The following is a 14,711-nucleotide window of genomic DNA, read 5'->3' on the forward strand; positions in this document are numbered from 1 at the left end:
AGTCCAACCCCGAGAGGGGTTGAATTCAACCCTTTCCAGGGTTTGAAAGACTCTTTACCCCACATCATTTATCACCATCGGATTGGCATCCGGGGCAAATAACCTGAAGGTCTTTAATCCCTATCGGGATTTGGAGGAGTTTTGACGAAATTCTGATTTAGACCCAATCCCAAAGGGGTTGAATCCATGCAATGGTATTTACCCCGGGTAAAACCCGGAGGTCTCTGGATAATAGCATCTCCCAAAATTCCCAACCCCAAGAGGGGTTGAATTCAACCCTTTCCAGGGTTGGAAAGACTGTTTACCCTACATCATTTATCACCACCGGTCCCGATAGCCATCGGGAGTATCCGGGGCCAATAACCTGTCGGTATTCAATCCCTATCGGGATTTTGAATGTGGGATAATCGAAATGAGCCTGTCCTGAAGAATCCCGGGAGTTGGAATTCCTTCAGTACTTATTTAAACCAAATGAAAAAAGCCACCATCTGGCGGCTTTAAAAAAGGTCATTTTAAAAAGAATTAATCTCCATCCCAAACCCCCTGTTGCAAACGGCTATCCAACTCATTGTAGTAAACCAAAGAAAGTGTGATCAGGCCATTTTCAATTTTAAAAGTTTGGTGGATGTCCAGATAAATTTCTTTTCCTGAATCTTTGGATTTACCTATAAAAACACTCCATAAGAATACCCAATTTCCATTGTATTCTGGAATTTCGTCCCCAGACACATTTACACTGATCATTCTGGTGCGGTCATACTTGACTTCAGAAGTCATATCCCAAATGCTTTTAATGTTCCGGATCATATCATCCTTGGTTCCTGGAGAATCCCATCTTGGTCCAAATTCAACATAGTTAGAAGCATGTGTCTGCCCCAGCTGTGCTGCATTTTTTGAAGAAATGGTATTGATATAGTCCCTTACCACAGCAAGATCTTTTTCCCCATTGGGATTAAGAACAAAATTACCCTGGGCCTGTAGGCACATGGAAAACAAGACCAGAAGCATTGTCGAAAGAATTGTTTGTGTTTTCATAGCTTTGATATTTTTTAATAAAGCTATTTTGATTTTGATGATAATAAAATACCGCAAAAGGGGTATTATAAGAGTGGCTCTTTAGTTAACAAACATCGCTCATTGGGTCCTGTATCCCTTTTTTTAAACCCAGAACCCTTTCTGATATCTTAACCTTGGCAACTCAAATGACTGGCTAATTATGATAATAACAAGCTTTTCAGATACACCCTTTGATTTTGTTGAATTTATTATTTAGTTTAAATGAGTCAAACATAATATCTATGAAAAGAAAACTTTTGTCCGCATTCATATTAATTATTGGCTCGTCAGTTTTACTCCTTTCCTGCAAGGAAAAAATCCAGAAAAAAAATGGGCTGAGGGTAATTGCCTTTAATAGTATTAAAGTATCAAAGGATCCCTATACAATAGAAAAAATGATTCCTTTGGAGACCAGGGAAGACAATTTATTAAAAGAGTTCCTATTGCTTAGGGCCAATGACAAAGGTTTTTTTATCCTGGACAAAGAAAAAAATGATGCCATCCACCATTTTGACACCAATGGAAATTATTTAGGGAGAATTCTTGAAATAGGGGAAGGTCCTGAGATGTTACCCAACATCAATGATTTTATAGCCACAGATCGGGGACTTGAAATATTAATTGGAAAAGGAGATCAATCAGAAATTTGGGTATATGACCATGAACTCAGCCTAGCCCAAAAAATAGCTTTAGATTACCTGGCCTTCACATTTTCCAAACTCCCCAATGGAAATTACGCCCTATGCGGTGGATATAACAAACCCATCGTCATGCATCGTTTGGTGATTTCAGATCCCGAAGGAAATAAAGTGGAAGAATTATTTCCTAATGAATATAGCAATGACCTATTGCCAGTTGGGGAGCATAATTTCAATAGTTCGAATTCTGATTTGTATTATCATGAGTTTTATAATTCAACCCTGTTCGAATTAAAAGGAGAAGGGCTATCACCAAGGTATGAATTGGACATGGGTAAATACCGGATTCCAGATGAATATTGGGACTTGGATTGGATGCAGGGTTTTGAACTGATCAGCAAAAATGGCTTTGCCTTTCCCTCTCATTTCTTTGAAACTGAGGATCGGGCCTTCTTTGGGGTAAATGTTCAGGCCGATATGCAATTGGTAAACCATCAGCTCATACTGGATAAAAAAACCGGAGAGATTAAAAGGTTGATTACTAGTAATGGCAATAATCCTGTTTTCTATCAATTGGCTGGATTATTTGATGAGCATCTTATCTTTATTGCACAGGCCAAAGATGTATTGACATTCGAATCAAAGGCCATGGAAAAACAGGACTTGAACATTGAAGCGCAAGATAACCCTGTTTTGGTTTTTGTTAAATTTTAAACATCCCTTTATTTTCGACTCTGAAGCTAATTTTTTTGAAAAAAACCAACTGCGGGAAAGGTTCAATTTTGACAAAGAAAATACGCTTACCGCTTTCTATATGATGAATGAGATGCCTAATGCTTGGCATGTAAAGCCTTAATCCTTTCAAAGGCCATAGACATATGCCTTGGGGCGGCTTCATGGTTACAGATTGATTCTGTAGTCTCCATACCTGTTCCCTGACAGGTTCGGCAAGTTGTGAATTCCTTTAGACTTCCATCACAGGTCGGACAGGTATGTTTTCCATCACCACCGCATTTATCGCATTCATGGTATTCTACCAGGTTAAAAACATTTCTTTTGGTAACAATCCCTTTTCCAAAGCATTGATTGCAACCTACCATACCCCTTGCCTTGCAGAGGCTACAGTCCTGGTGCAATTCCTTTTCCCCATCGCATGTACTGCATTCATATATCCTGTAACCTTGCTGATTACAATAATTACATTCCAAAATGGCTTTTATAGGAGCCTCCAGTTTCTGTTCCAATGATTTGGCGGCATTGTAGTTTTCTGCATTTCTGCCATTAATCTGTAAATACCGCTTGACAAAGTTCAAGCTGTTATCATATTGTCCCAATTCATATAATGTAAGTGCAAAATGATAAGGCATTTCTGGGGCAATGGGAAGTCCTGATTCTATAATCTGTCTGAAATAAGTATTGGCTTGCTCATAATTTTTATTCTCCATTTCCTGCAGTGCATTGGAATACAATCGGGATGCTCCCCCCAATGCAGGACGTACCTGCGCGATAGCGTCTAAATCCAACGTTAGAAATAAGATTATACACAAATACAGCAATCTGAATGAAATAGAATGATTGGATTTTTGCACCAAAACACAGTAATTTAAGATTAAAACGAAAAGTAAATAGCTTTTGCTGAATTTACAAACCACTTGATTAATTTGATCTGGGGATTAACGAATCAATTGATTCCACTTGTGATTGCCCTAGGGTTTTTAAACGTGCAAAGCTGATAAACGAATGATATTTTTGTATTTTGATTAATATACAAAAATAATTATTGCAAAAAATATGGAAAATTGTAATTTAGCGATGTAAAAATTGTTTTAGATAATATCTTATTTTATGATAGATTCTATCCTTAAAAATATTTCCCCGGATTTGATCAAAGGGCTAACTCAAAGTCACGGTTTGGACGCTAATAAAGCGAAAGACACTTTAAATGTAACAAAAGATAGCTTGGTTGGTAGCTTAACCAAAGAAGCTTCAACGGGAAATTTCAATGCTATCCTTGGTTTATTGAATTCAGGTGGTAACGCTTCAAGCAATCCTCTCTTTCAGTCTTTAACAGGATCCATGGCAAGTTCTTACATTTCAAAACTGGGTATTCCAGCTGATAAAGCCAATATGATATCTTCTTTTATTCTTCCTAAAATAATCAGTGCTATTTCTGGAAGTAAATCTGGAGATTTTTCCCAAGCTGACCTTATCAAAATGTTGGGTCAGGGCGGCGCCAGTTCACTTGGAGATAAAGCCAGTTCAATTTTAAAAGGAGGTTTAGGTAACCTTTTCAAATAAATCCAATTAACAAATTAAAATTCAAAATTATGCCTAAAGCAATTACAATGATTGAGGGTATTGGCCCTGTCTTCAAAGAAAAACTTGGAACTGTCGGAATTTCAAGTGTAGAAGCGCTCTTAGAAAAAGGCGGTTCAAAAAAGGGTAGGGTAGAATTGGCCGCTGCTACCGGAATCAGTGAAAAGAAAATTCTTAAATGGGTCAATATGGCTGATCTATTCAGAGTCAACGGTATTGCCAGCCAGTTTGCTGAGCTATTGAAAGCTACCGGTGTAGATACTGTAAAAGAATTGAAAATGAGAAATCCTGCCAACCTTCACAAAATGCTTATTGAAACCAATGAGCAGAAAAAGTTGACCAGATCAGTTCCAGCTTTGTCTCAGATCGAAGATTTTATCAATCAGGCAAAAGTAATGGAGCCCATGGTGACGCATTGATTGCATCAAAATTGATATTTAAATTAAAGCCTAAAGAATGTGTCTTTAGGCTTTAATTTTTTAAAAGTATCAAATTCCTTTTTTTCTTTTATTTTGGTGAAATGAAAAGCCTTTTGTTTACAATTTTCAAAGTTTTTATCGGATTCCTAATTTTTATGCTTCTTGTTCTTCTTTTGGCATATAGGGGAGAATTGGCATTGGAAAAACTTGTTCCAAAATATACAAACGAAAATTCATATTTTCTGAGTGTCGAAGGTAACAATGTACATGTGAAAGTAAGTGGCGAGGGGGAACCCATTTTTTTGATTCATGGCAGCTTTTCTTCCTTGCATACTTGGGCTGAGTGGGAAAAGGAACTGAGTAAATATTTCATGACCGTTTCCATGGACTTGCCCGGACATGGACTGACTGGCCCGGATAAAGACCGCAGGTATGGGACAGCCGATTATGCAAATTTGGTTTTTAGCATTGCCGAAGAACTTGGAATTAAGGAGTTTCATGTTGCAGGAAACAGTATGGGTGGTGGAGTCGCTTTGAAAATGGCGGCTGAATATCCTGAAAAAATCTTAAGCCTTAACCTGATTGATGCATCAGGCGCACCAGCCAAACCTGCTACTGAAACTTCTACGACACCTTCCAGAAACTCGGATGCGACGATATTTAAGTTGGCCAGAAATCCATTGGTAAACAAAATCCTGCTCAAATGCACTCCCCGGCTGCTCTTTAAATGGAACCTTAAGCAGGTATATTTTGATCAGGATAAAATTACAGAAGAAATGGTAACCAGATATTATGAGTTGATCAGAAGGGAGGGAAATAGAAAGGCAACCTTGGATAGACTCACAGCTCAGAAACCTTATGAGGTAGACTTTGGAAATCTAAAAATGCCTGTTTTGATCATATGGGGTGCCCAAGATCAATGGATTCCACTCAGTAGTGGAGAAAGGTTGAAAGAGGCAATTCCTAATGCCACATTAAAAGTTTTTGAAAATGCTGGACATATACCAATGGAAGAAATTCCGACGGAAACTGTCATGGAATATTTGCATTTCTTGGGCATTCAGAAGGATGAGGATTATCTTTCCCCTCCAAAATTCTTCAGTTATGCCCATTAATGATTTATTAATTGCCTTGCTGCTCATTCAGTTGCTATTGATTATTTATCTACTTTTAAAGCTTAAAAGCAATAAAGCTTCAAAAGTAGATTTAGATAAAGTATTGCTGGATTTCCGTTCTAGCTTTGAGAAGCAAATGCTGGCTAATCGCACTGAGATTCAGCAAGGCTTATTTCAACAGTTTGCCCTTGTCATGGAATCTCTACGCTCCAATGCCAAAGATCAAAATGAGGTTCTCAAAGATTTTGGTCAATTATTCAGACAAAATGTTCAGGAATTCAATGAGCTTCAAAAAGAGAAATTCCAGGAACTGGTTTTCAAGCAGGAACGCATGTTGGCTTCCACAGAGGAGCGATTGGATAAAATGCGGGAGACAGTGGATGAAAAACTGCAAAAGACCTTGGAAGCCAGGCTAGGTCAATCCTTTGAATTGGTTACCAAGCAATTATTGGCGGTACAGAAAGGGTTAGGAGAAATGCAATCCTTGGCCACAGGGGTAGGGGATCTCAAGCGTGTCCTCAGCAATGTGAAAAGCAGGGGAGTTTTGGGGGAATACCAACTCCAGGGGATTCTTGAGAATGTGTTGTCCCCCGATCAATATGCTTACAATGTGGCAGTCAAACAAGGGGCCTCTGAAAGGGTGGAATATGCAGTAAAAATGCCCGGAAGCCATGAGCAAGGAGCTGTTTACTTGCCAATTGATGCTAAATTCCCACAGGAAACTTACTACAGGTTGTTGGATGCCTATGACAATGGAGATAAGCAATTGATCGAAATGGCGAGGCAGGAACTTTTCCGCGCCATAAAAAAAGCAGCACTGGATATCAGCCAGAAATACCTGCATCCACCCCATACAACCGATTTTGCACTCTTGTTTCTTCCAATGGAAAGCCTTTATGCTGAAGTAGTTAGGGATGCCCATTTAGCCCAGATTTTACAGCGGGATTATAAAATTGTAATCACGGGTCCCACTACTTTAGCTGCCATGCTGAACAGTTTGCAGATGGGTTTCAGAACCCTTGCCATTCAACAACGCAGCTCTGAAGTCTGGAAAGTTTTGGGAGCAGTAAAAACAGAATTTACTAAATTTGGGGATCTGATTGCCAAAGCGCAAAAGAAAATATCCGAAGCCCACACTGATTTGGATAATCTGGTAGGTACCAGAACAAGAGTCATTCAGAGGAAGTTAAAAGAAGTAGAAGAATTACCCGAAGAAGAAGGAAGTAGACTACTGGAATAAATATCTTCTCTATTGCTGTCTTTTGGTTGGTAATCAAGGGTTGAATCCTTAGGATTAATATGCTAATAACACAAAATTTCTACGATGAAATATATCTTAAGCTTGGTTGGTTTCATTATTTTCAATTTATCCCTGGCACAGGAAGTCTACGAGGTAGATGTAGAAGTCAGAGAGAATTCTTTTGTCGTGAACAATACAGCTGTGGATATGATAGTCAATGGCAATTATTTGACAGCTGCCAAAATTTTAGAAAAAGTAATCGAGAATGATCCCACCTACCATGCTGCTTACCTCAATTTTTACAGGGCTGGTAGTCAAGTAGAAGAGAAAAAAGAGAAAGTAATTGCTGTGCTGCGTGAAGGGTTGCAAATTTTCAAAGAGGATGACGAAATGGCCTACTACCTGGGAAATCTACTTCAAAGAGAAAATCGATTGGAAGAGGCAATAGAGGTATATTCAGAAGCCATTGCTTTCAGCAAAATCAATGGGGAAGATTTTCCATTGGTATGGGCTTATCATTTCAATAGGGGGAATTGTTTTCTTAAAACCAATCAGTTCAAAAAAGCCATTTTAGATTATAATTATGCCCTGTCATTAAGTCCTGATAATGCTGATGTCCTCACCAATAGGGGCTATTGCCATTACAAAAGCAATGACCCAGGATCAGCCTGTAATGATTGGCGCACGGCAATGGACTTGGGCAATTCTCAAACAAGCCGATACATTCAATCTTTTTGTCAATAATATTGATTTTATTTTTGGGGGTTCACCAAAAACCTTCTACCTTTTCGCTGGTTTTGGGCCATTTTCAACATATTTATTGATAGCTTAACATTAGGGGATCCCAACATGAAAATTGTAATAGCAGGAGCAGGAGATATGGGTTATCATTTGGCTGAGCAACTCAGTTATGAAAACCAGGATATTGTGCTTATTGACTTGGATAAAGATATCTTAGACAATGTCTCTTCCCACCTTGATGTTATGACCCTTTTGGGAGATGCTACTTCCTTTGAAATTTTGAAAAACGCAAACGTAAAGGAGGCAAACATGTTTATGGCAGTCACCACCTCTGAAAATTCAAATATTGTTGCTGCCTTATTGGCCAAACAGCTAGGTGCAAAAAGAGTCATTGCTAGGGTTAGAACCCATGACTACCTAAAACCGGAGCATGAATCGTATCTTAAAAATCTGGGCATAGACAATATTATTTCTCCAAGCAATTTATGTAGTGGAGAAATTTACCGAATGATCAAAAACTCTACTTTTACAGATATTTTTGAGTTTGAAGGGGGAAAACTGAATGTAGTAGGTTTGATCTTGGATCAATATTGTTCTCTTGTTAACAGGAAGATTGCAGATATGAAAGACAATCCCATTTTTGAGGATGTCAAGATTATAGCAATCGTAAGAGACCAAATAACATTAATTCCAAGAGGAAATACAGTGATTCGAAATAACGACCATGTATTCTTTATATCTAATAAAAAGGCAGTTTCTTCTATTGTTGATTTATTAGGTCAACAAAAAGTCATTATCAACAATGTGATGATTATTGGTGGGGATGATATGGCCTTCACGACAGCCTTGAAACTTGAAAATGAATACCGGGTCACCTTGGTACATAAGGAAAAAGAACGTTGTAAATGGCTATCTGAAAGGTTAACAAACACTTTGGTTATCAATGGTGATTATAAAAATATTGAACTATTGATAGAGGAAGGATTGGAGGAAATGGAAGCATTTATTTCTTTGACAGATTCTTCGGAAACAAATATCATCACTTCCCTTTCTGCCAAAAATCATGGCGTTTACAAAGCTATAGCCCATGTAGATACCCGGGAGTACATCCATATTTCCCATAGCATTGGTGTGGATTCTTTGATCAATAAAAAATTAGTGGCCGCAAATCAAGTGACCCGCTTCCTCAGAAAGGGTACAGTAGAGGCAATTTCAGGGATTTATGGAGTTGATGCCGAATTTATACAGTACGTAATCACCAAAAACAACAGAGTGACCAGGAAATCACTGAAAGATCTGCATTTTCCAGATACTGCTATTGTTGCAGGAGTTATCCGAGGAGAAGAGGTATTTATACCAGATGGAGAGTTTATTTTACAATTGCAGGATAAAGCAATCGTATTGGCCCTTCCCGGAGCCAAGCCTACACTTGAAAAATTGTTTCATTAAATATGATCCATTTCAAAGCTATAGGAAAAGTGATGGGTGCTTTGTTAATGCTTTTTGCATTGGCTATGTTACCTGGAGCAGGTTTTGCTTTTTATTTTGGAACTGATGATCTTTCTGCACTGCTTCTTTCTGCTTTATTTACTTTCAGTGTAGGCTCATTGATGTTTTTTTCTTTTTCACGCCAGGATCAAAATATCAGAAAAAGAGAAGGTTATCTTATAGTTTCAATCAGTTGGTTACTGATGTCTATTTTTGGTATGCTTCCTTACTTATTGAGCGATATGGCAATGAATATTCCAGATGCCATATTTGAGACAATTTCAGGATTAACAACAACAGGAGCCACTATTTTAACCGATATTGAATCGACACCAAAAGGAATTTTATTTTGGCGTTCCATGACACAGTGGATAGGTGGTTTGGGTATTATTGTTCTCACTGTAGCCATTTTTCCCCTTTTGGGAATCGGTGGAATAGAGCTTTTTGTAGCAGAGTCACCGGGCCCCACCTCCGACAAGTTACATCCTAGAATACAAGAAACTGCTAAGAGGTTATGGTATGTATATTTGGGGTTAACATTACTGGCTGGAACACTTTATTTTATTGGTGGGATGACATTTTTTGATGCATTCAATCATGCACTTACTACTATGGCAACCGGAGGATTCTCTACTAAAAATGATAGCCTGGGATTCTTCGATTCGCCTTTTATTCAGTATACAGCGATAATTTTCATGTTTCTTGCAGGAACCAACTTTACAGTAATTTATTTCGGAATCAAGGGAAAAATGGACAGGGTATGGAATTCCGATGAATTCAGAGCCTATATTACAGTAGTAGTGTTGGTAGTAGTCTTATTAACGGCACCTGTAGTTTTTTATTCTGGAGAAGGCTTTGAAAAAGGATTTCGGGATACTTTATTTCAAGCAGTTTCTTTAATTACGACAACGGGCTATGTTACAGCCGATTATACTTCTTATCATAGCGGACTTACCATGATTTTCTTTATGTTTCTATTTTTTGGTGCTCCCGCAGGTTCAACAAGTGGAGGGATAAAGTTTATCAGGCATCTGACTTTTTTCAAAAATTCTTGGTTGGAATTTAAGCGCATCGTACATCCAAGGGCGGTAGTGCCTTTAAAAATCAATGGAGTACGGGTTACTGGAAAAATCATTACCCATATCATGAATTTTCTTTTGATCTATCTGATGATTTTTACAATTGGTTCAATAATAGTTTCTTTGATGGGCTACGACCTGCTGACCGCATTTGGGGCAGTGGCAACCAGCATAGGAAATGTAGGGCCCGCGATAGGAAGGGTTGGCCCAATGGACAATTTTGCCTTCTTCGATCCTTTTACCAAAATATTCTTGTCCTTTTTGATGCTCTTGGGAAGGTTGGAATTGTTTACCATTTTGGTGCTTTTTACGCCTTACTTCTGGAGAGCGAATTAATTTCAACCACAAAAGAAAACAAAAGTCACAAAAGTCACTGCTTTCAAAGCCTTCCCTGGAAACCAATCTCTCTTTTGTTTCCTTTTGTAACTATTCCCGATTTTCAGGACAAATAGTGGTTCAATAAAAACCACTTTATCCATCCACCAACAGTGCTTTCATTTTGGCTATTCTGTCTTCCAAAGACTCTGAAGACAATTGGGCTCTTAAGCGATCCACCATGATGGGAAAAGAGAAAGGAGTAAATTGCCCCGGTTTTTTGAGCACAATTTGTTGCCTGTTGATTTTTCTTATGGCCTCCAGCACCTTGTCTTTCTCCATCTGCATGTCCAAAACTTCCCGATGGGCCTGCTTAAGTAAGAGGTTGTCCGGATCATAATCCTCGAAAACCCCATATAAAATACCTGAATTTGCTTGAAGGTGCCTAAACTTCATGGGTTTTCCCGGATAACCTTGAAAAATCAAACCTGAGATGGTGGCAATATCCCTAAATTTCCTTTTGGCCATCTCACTTTCATTGATACAGGCAAGGATATCCTCTTCAAGGTTGACTTCAGAAAATAAATCTTCTTCCAGGACATCGGCTATTGGAATGGGTTGGTCGGACAAAAGCTCAAAACCGTAATCATTCATGGCTATACTGAAAGTCAGGGGATAAGAAACGCTGATTCGGTAAGCCACCAAGGCCCCCAAAACTTCATGCACCATCCTGCCTTCAAAAGGATAAAAGTAAACATGATGGCCTTCCTTGGAAATGTTTTGCTCGATAAGGAAAGTTTGGGAGTCTGGAATCAGCGACAGCCTTTGCTGCAAATCCAATAGCGGGGCTATATAGTCTGCCTCTTCAGACCTATAAACCCCTTGGGCAGCCTCCTCCAAAATCTGTCTGATTTTACCGGAGAGTTTGGAGGTCAAGGAAATCCTCCCGCCCATGTAGGATGGGGTGCTGCTGCTCTTTTTGTTGGAAAGTTGGACATAGGCATTCATTTCTTTGATTCCGATAAATTCCAGGTTCCTTCCTGAAAAGAAAAAACGGTCTCCCTGTTTCAATTTGGATAAAAAGTATTCTTCGATCATGCCCAGATAGGTACCATTTTTAAATTTTACCTTGAGCATAGGGTCTGAAACAATGGTGCCCATTGACAAGCGGTGCCGCATGGCAGTTTTTTTGTCCTTGACTTTATAAAAGCCATTTTCTGTGAGCTCTACCTTGGAAAATTCTTCATACCCACTCAAAGAAGTGCCACCCTCTGTAATAAAGGATAGCACCCAATTAAAATGGTCTTTTTCAAGGTTTCTGAATGCCATGGTATCTTTTGCCACTTCGAATAGAACCGCCTTTTCAAAACCTTCGCCCACGGCCAAAGTAATCAAAAACTGAATCAGGACATCATAGGTAAGGGTAGGGGCGTGTATGGTTTCCATTTCGCCAGATTCCATGGCATTTCGAAGCGCTGCAGCTTCAATCAATTCCAATGAATTGGTAGGTACAAAGTAAATTTCACTTGGTAGTCCAGGTTGATGACCTGAACGTCCCGCCCTTTGGACAAATCTTGCGACTCCCTTAGGACTACCGATCTGGATTACCGCGTCTACTGGCCTGAAATCCACTCCAAGATCGAGGGAAGAAGTACAGACAACTAACTTAAGCTTTCCCTGGTGCAATGCCTCCTCTACCCAAGCCCTAACTTTCTGATCCAAGGAGCCATGATGAATAGCAACCCATCCCGCCCAATCCGGTCTTTTCTCCATAATATGGTGGTACCATATTTCGCTTTGGGCCCTGGTATTGGTAAAAAGCAGCACAGAGGTATGCTTTTCTATAAGGGGAATAACTTTTTCTATTAATTTAATACCCAGATGGCCAGACCAGGGATACTTTTCCAATTCATCCGGAAAAACAGTTCGCAAATGTATCTTTTTTTCAACCTCCGATTTTACTAAATGAATAGGGGCATTATTCCCCAACAAAATGGAACAGGCCTCCTCCAAATTCCCAATAGTTGCCGAAATACCCCAGAGTCTGAAATTCGGTGAGGCAAAGCGCCTGATATAACTCAGTGCCAACTGAACCTGAACTCCCCGCTTGTTTCCAAGGAGTTCATGCCACTCATCAACGACTATGGCTTTTACTGATTTAAAGAATTCATGACTTCCCTTTTGTGCCAAAAGGATATGTAAGGATTCCGGCGTGGTGACAAGGCATTCGGGTGGATTTCGTTTTTGAGCCTGTCTTTCTTTGGCCTGTGTGTCTCCGTTTCTGACCTCTACCTGCCAAGGAAGACCAATTTCTTTACAAACCTCATCCATGGCCTTTTGGATATCCTGTGCCAAAGCCCGAAGAGGTGTGACCCAAATCAGTTGGATACCATTCTTTTTGGGGTTTTGCCAGTCCTTAGGATGATTTTTGATGTATTCCAAAATGACTGGAAACCAAAGGGCAAAAGTTTTTCCACTACCGGTAGGAGCATTGAGCAGACCGGATTTACCACTAAGGTAATCCTTCCAAACCAGAACTTGGAAGGCAAATGGCGTCCAATCTTTTTGCTTAAAATATTGGTATGCGATTTCCAGATCCTTTTCGCTATTGGCCATAAATTTTAAACAGACCTTTTAAATCCTCTAAAGTATTCGCTTCTTCTATCGGTTTGTCCTTTCTCCACCTCTGTATTCTTGGAAACCGTACTGCAATTCCCGACTTATGTCGGGGACTTTTCTGTATGCCTTCAAAGGCAATTTCAAATACCAGACCGGGTTTGACTGTCCTAACGGGTCCAAATCTCTCTTTTGTATTTTGTTTGACATATTTGTCAACCTCCCTGATTTCCTCATCGGTCAAGCCTGAGTAGGCCTTGGCAAAAGGAACCAAATTGCCTTGTTCCCAAACTGCCAATGTATAATCGGTATAGAGTCCCGCTCTTCTTCCATGTCCTTTTTGCGCATAAATCATAACGCCATCAATTGTCAAAGGGTCAATCTTCCATTTCCACCAATTGCCTCTTTTTCTCCCTACCTCGTACGGAGATTCCCTGTGTTTTAGCATGAAACCTTCGGCCATCATACTGCGGGATTGTTGATGTAATTCCTCCAAAGCCTGCCAAGAGGAAGCTGTAACCAGCGGGGACAGCCTGAGACTATTGGAAGGTATTGTTACCTCTAATTCTTCAAGCCGTAGTCTTCTTTCTTTTATGGGTCTATTCCTGATATCCATACCTTCCCATTCCAGACAATCATAAGCGATAAAACTTACTGGTGCTTCCTGAAGATTTTTTTTACTGAGATTTTTTCTTCCAATTCTGGTCTGAAGTAAAGAAAAGGGAAGCGGTCTGTCCTTTCCAAAAGCTAAAATCTCCCCATCCAGTACTGTTCCATCCGGTAAATTTACTCCCAAATCCACTAGCTCCGGAAATTTTTCTGTCATCAACTCTTCCCCTCGAGACCAGATGAATGTCTCTCCCTTTCTTTTGATTAGCTGTCCCCTGATTCCATCCCACTTCCATTCTACTTGCCAATCTTTAATATTTCCCAACTCGGAAAAATTCTTTTCCAAGGAATGGGCCAAATAAAATGGGTAGGGACGAGACAGGTCATCTGAAATATTTTCTGATAATATCAATGATTCGAAATCAGTTGTTTGAGGATCCCAATCTCCCATGATCCGGTGAGCAACTTCTGTTTTCTCCATACCATAAGCATTAGCCACTGCCTGTGTCACCAAATTCTGACTGACACCTATCCTGAAACCTCCTGTTATGATTTTGATGAAAACAAAGCGCTCATTAGTATCCAGTACTTCCCATGCATTTAAGATGGACTCTTTTTTCTCTTTTTCATCTTTATTTTCCATAGCAGCAAGGTATCTGATCCAATGGTTTAGACTATAGTCCCTTACTGATTTATTTAGAGGCAATAATAATGAAATGGTTTCTGCAAGATCACCTACTGTTTGATAGGCTTCCTCAAAAAGCCATTCCGGTAAGCATGCTACTTCACAACACCAAATTCTTAATTTTTTAGTATTTACTTGACGCTTAGGTCTTTTGTGAGTAAATAAGGCCAAAGTCCAGATTTTATCTTTATCCGAAGCCTGCAAAAAATATTTTTTCAAAGCCTCCAGTTTATCTGAGGTTTTGTTGCTTTGATCCAATTCCTGAAAGAGTTGGGCAAATAATTTCATGGATTTAGGTTATTAATACAATTAAAGCAGCCTTATGTGACCTTGTTCTCATTTCTTAAGGAATATTTTATTTATCTTGGTAAGGTAATGAACAATTCTACCCCAT

At 39.3% G+C, this 14,711-nt stretch carries 12 protein-coding genes; 8 read left to right on the plus strand and 4 right to left on the minus strand.

The genetic code is table 11. The features are described 5' to 3' along the window. Positions 1-522: 522 nt before the first annotated feature. The gene (locus QZT73_RS09490) at positions 523-1,035 is read right to left on the minus strand and encodes a nuclear transport factor 2 family protein (protein WP_291783914.1); all 513 of its coding nucleotides are present in this window, start codon (positions 1,033-1,035) and stop codon (positions 523-525) included. Between the two features lie 263 nt (positions 1,036-1,298). Here QZT73_RS09490 and QZT73_RS09495 point away from each other — a divergent pair, with 263 nt between their 5' ends. Continuing rightward, positions 1,299-2,408, plus strand: coding sequence for a 6-bladed beta-propeller (locus tag QZT73_RS09495; protein ID WP_291787803.1), 1,110 nt, complete (start codon positions 1,299-1,301; stop codon positions 2,406-2,408). A gap of 116 nt (positions 2,409-2,524) precedes the next feature. Here QZT73_RS09495 and QZT73_RS09500 read toward each other — a convergent pair whose 3' ends face one another. Further along, positions 2,525-3,217 carry a molecular chaperone DnaJ gene (locus tag QZT73_RS09500; RefSeq protein WP_291783910.1) on the minus strand — a complete coding sequence of 231 codons (693 nt, stop codon included), beginning with the start codon at positions 3,215-3,217 and terminating at the stop codon, positions 2,525-2,527. A gap of 322 nt (positions 3,218-3,539) precedes the next feature. Here QZT73_RS09500 and QZT73_RS09505 point away from each other — a divergent pair, with 322 nt between their 5' ends. From QZT73_RS09505 to QZT73_RS09535, 7 genes are all read left to right on the plus strand, one after another. Continuing rightward, entirely contained in the window at positions 3,540-3,992 is a 453-nt protein-coding gene (locus QZT73_RS09505; RefSeq protein WP_291783909.1) for a DUF937 domain-containing protein, read from the plus strand. 29 nt (positions 3,993-4,021) lie between these two features. Beyond that, positions 4,022-4,429 (plus strand): DUF4332 domain-containing protein, encoded by a 408-nt coding sequence (locus QZT73_RS09510; protein ID WP_291783907.1) that lies wholly within the window; start codon positions 4,022-4,024, stop codon positions 4,427-4,429. A 155-nt stretch (positions 4,430-4,584) separates the two neighbouring features. After that, complete coding sequence (locus QZT73_RS09515) at positions 4,585-5,544, plus strand: alpha/beta hydrolase (protein WP_291783905.1); 960 nt, start codon at positions 4,585-4,587, stop codon at positions 5,542-5,544. Then, entirely contained in the window at positions 5,534-6,784 is a 1,251-nt protein-coding gene (rmuC, locus tag QZT73_RS09520) for a DNA recombination protein RmuC (RefSeq protein WP_291783902.1), read from the plus strand. The genes QZT73_RS09515 and rmuC overlap by 11 nt, the downstream gene beginning before the upstream one ends. 84 nt (positions 6,785-6,868) lie before the next feature. Then, complete coding sequence (locus QZT73_RS09525) at positions 6,869-7,528, plus strand: tetratricopeptide repeat protein (RefSeq protein ID WP_291783900.1); 660 nt, start codon at positions 6,869-6,871, stop codon at positions 7,526-7,528. A gap of 105 nt (positions 7,529-7,633) precedes the next feature. Continuing rightward, positions 7,634-8,974 (plus strand): Trk system potassium transporter TrkA, encoded by a 1,341-nt coding sequence (gene trkA, locus QZT73_RS09530; RefSeq protein WP_291783898.1) that lies wholly within the window; start codon positions 7,634-7,636, stop codon positions 8,972-8,974. Between the two features lie 2 nt (positions 8,975-8,976). Continuing rightward, positions 8,977-10,428 carry a potassium transporter TrkG gene (locus QZT73_RS09535; RefSeq protein WP_291787806.1) on the plus strand — a complete coding sequence of 484 codons (1,452 nt, stop codon included), beginning with the start codon at positions 8,977-8,979 and terminating at the stop codon, positions 10,426-10,428. Positions 10,429-10,563: 135 nt separating this feature from the next. Here QZT73_RS09535 and QZT73_RS09540 read toward each other — a convergent pair whose 3' ends face one another. Both QZT73_RS09540 and QZT73_RS09545 read right to left on the minus strand, forming a co-directional pair. Then, the gene (locus QZT73_RS09540; RefSeq protein ID WP_291787809.1) at positions 10,564-13,023 is read right to left on the minus strand and encodes a ligase-associated DNA damage response DEXH box helicase; all 2,460 of its coding nucleotides are present in this window, start codon (positions 13,021-13,023) and stop codon (positions 10,564-10,566) included. Continuing rightward, positions 13,013-14,605, minus strand: coding sequence for an ATP-dependent DNA ligase (locus QZT73_RS09545; RefSeq protein ID WP_291787812.1), 1,593 nt, complete (start codon positions 14,603-14,605; stop codon positions 13,013-13,015). The genes QZT73_RS09540 and QZT73_RS09545 overlap by 11 nt, the downstream gene beginning before the upstream one ends. Positions 14,606-14,711: the final 106 nt, after the last annotated feature.

The organism is Cecembia sp., assembly GCF_007126775.1.
In the GTDB taxonomy this organism is placed as follows: Bacteria; Bacteroidota; Bacteroidia; order Cytophagales; family Cyclobacteriaceae; genus Cecembia.

Excerpts from the sequence above, each read along its gene's own strand:
- QZT73_RS09490 (WP_291783914.1), bottom strand. The coding sequence starts at position 1,035 with ATGAAAACACAAACAATTCTTTCGACAATGCTTCTGGTCTTGTTTTCC.
- QZT73_RS09505 (WP_291783909.1), top strand. The coding sequence starts at position 3,540 with ATGATAGATTCTATCCTTAAAAATATTTCCCCGGATTTGATCAAAGGG.
- rmuC (WP_291783902.1), top strand. The coding sequence starts at position 5,534 with ATGCCCATTAATGATTTATTAATTGCCTTGCTGCTCATTCAGTTGCTA.
- QZT73_RS09525 (WP_291783900.1), top strand. The coding sequence starts at position 6,869 with ATGAAATATATCTTAAGCTTGGTTGGTTTCATTATTTTCAATTTATCC.
- QZT73_RS09535 (WP_291787806.1), top strand. The coding sequence starts at position 8,977 with ATGATCCATTTCAAAGCTATAGGAAAAGTGATGGGTGCTTTGTTAATG.
- QZT73_RS09510 (WP_291783907.1), top strand. The coding sequence starts at position 4,022 with ATGCCTAAAGCAATTACAATGATTGAGGGTATTGGCCCTGTCTTCAAA.
- QZT73_RS09515 (WP_291783905.1), top strand. The coding sequence starts at position 4,585 with ATGCTTCTTGTTCTTCTTTTGGCATATAGGGGAGAATTGGCATTGGAA.
- QZT73_RS09495 (WP_291787803.1), top strand. The coding sequence starts at position 1,299 with ATGAAAAGAAAACTTTTGTCCGCATTCATATTAATTATTGGCTCGTCA.
- QZT73_RS09540 (WP_291787809.1), bottom strand. The coding sequence starts at position 13,023 with ATGGCCAATAGCGAAAAGGATCTGGAAATCGCATACCAATATTTTAAG.
- QZT73_RS09545 (WP_291787812.1), bottom strand. The coding sequence starts at position 14,605 with ATGAAATTATTTGCCCAACTCTTTCAGGAATTGGATCAAAGCAACAAA.
- trkA (WP_291783898.1), top strand. The coding sequence starts at position 7,634 with ATGAAAATTGTAATAGCAGGAGCAGGAGATATGGGTTATCATTTGGCT.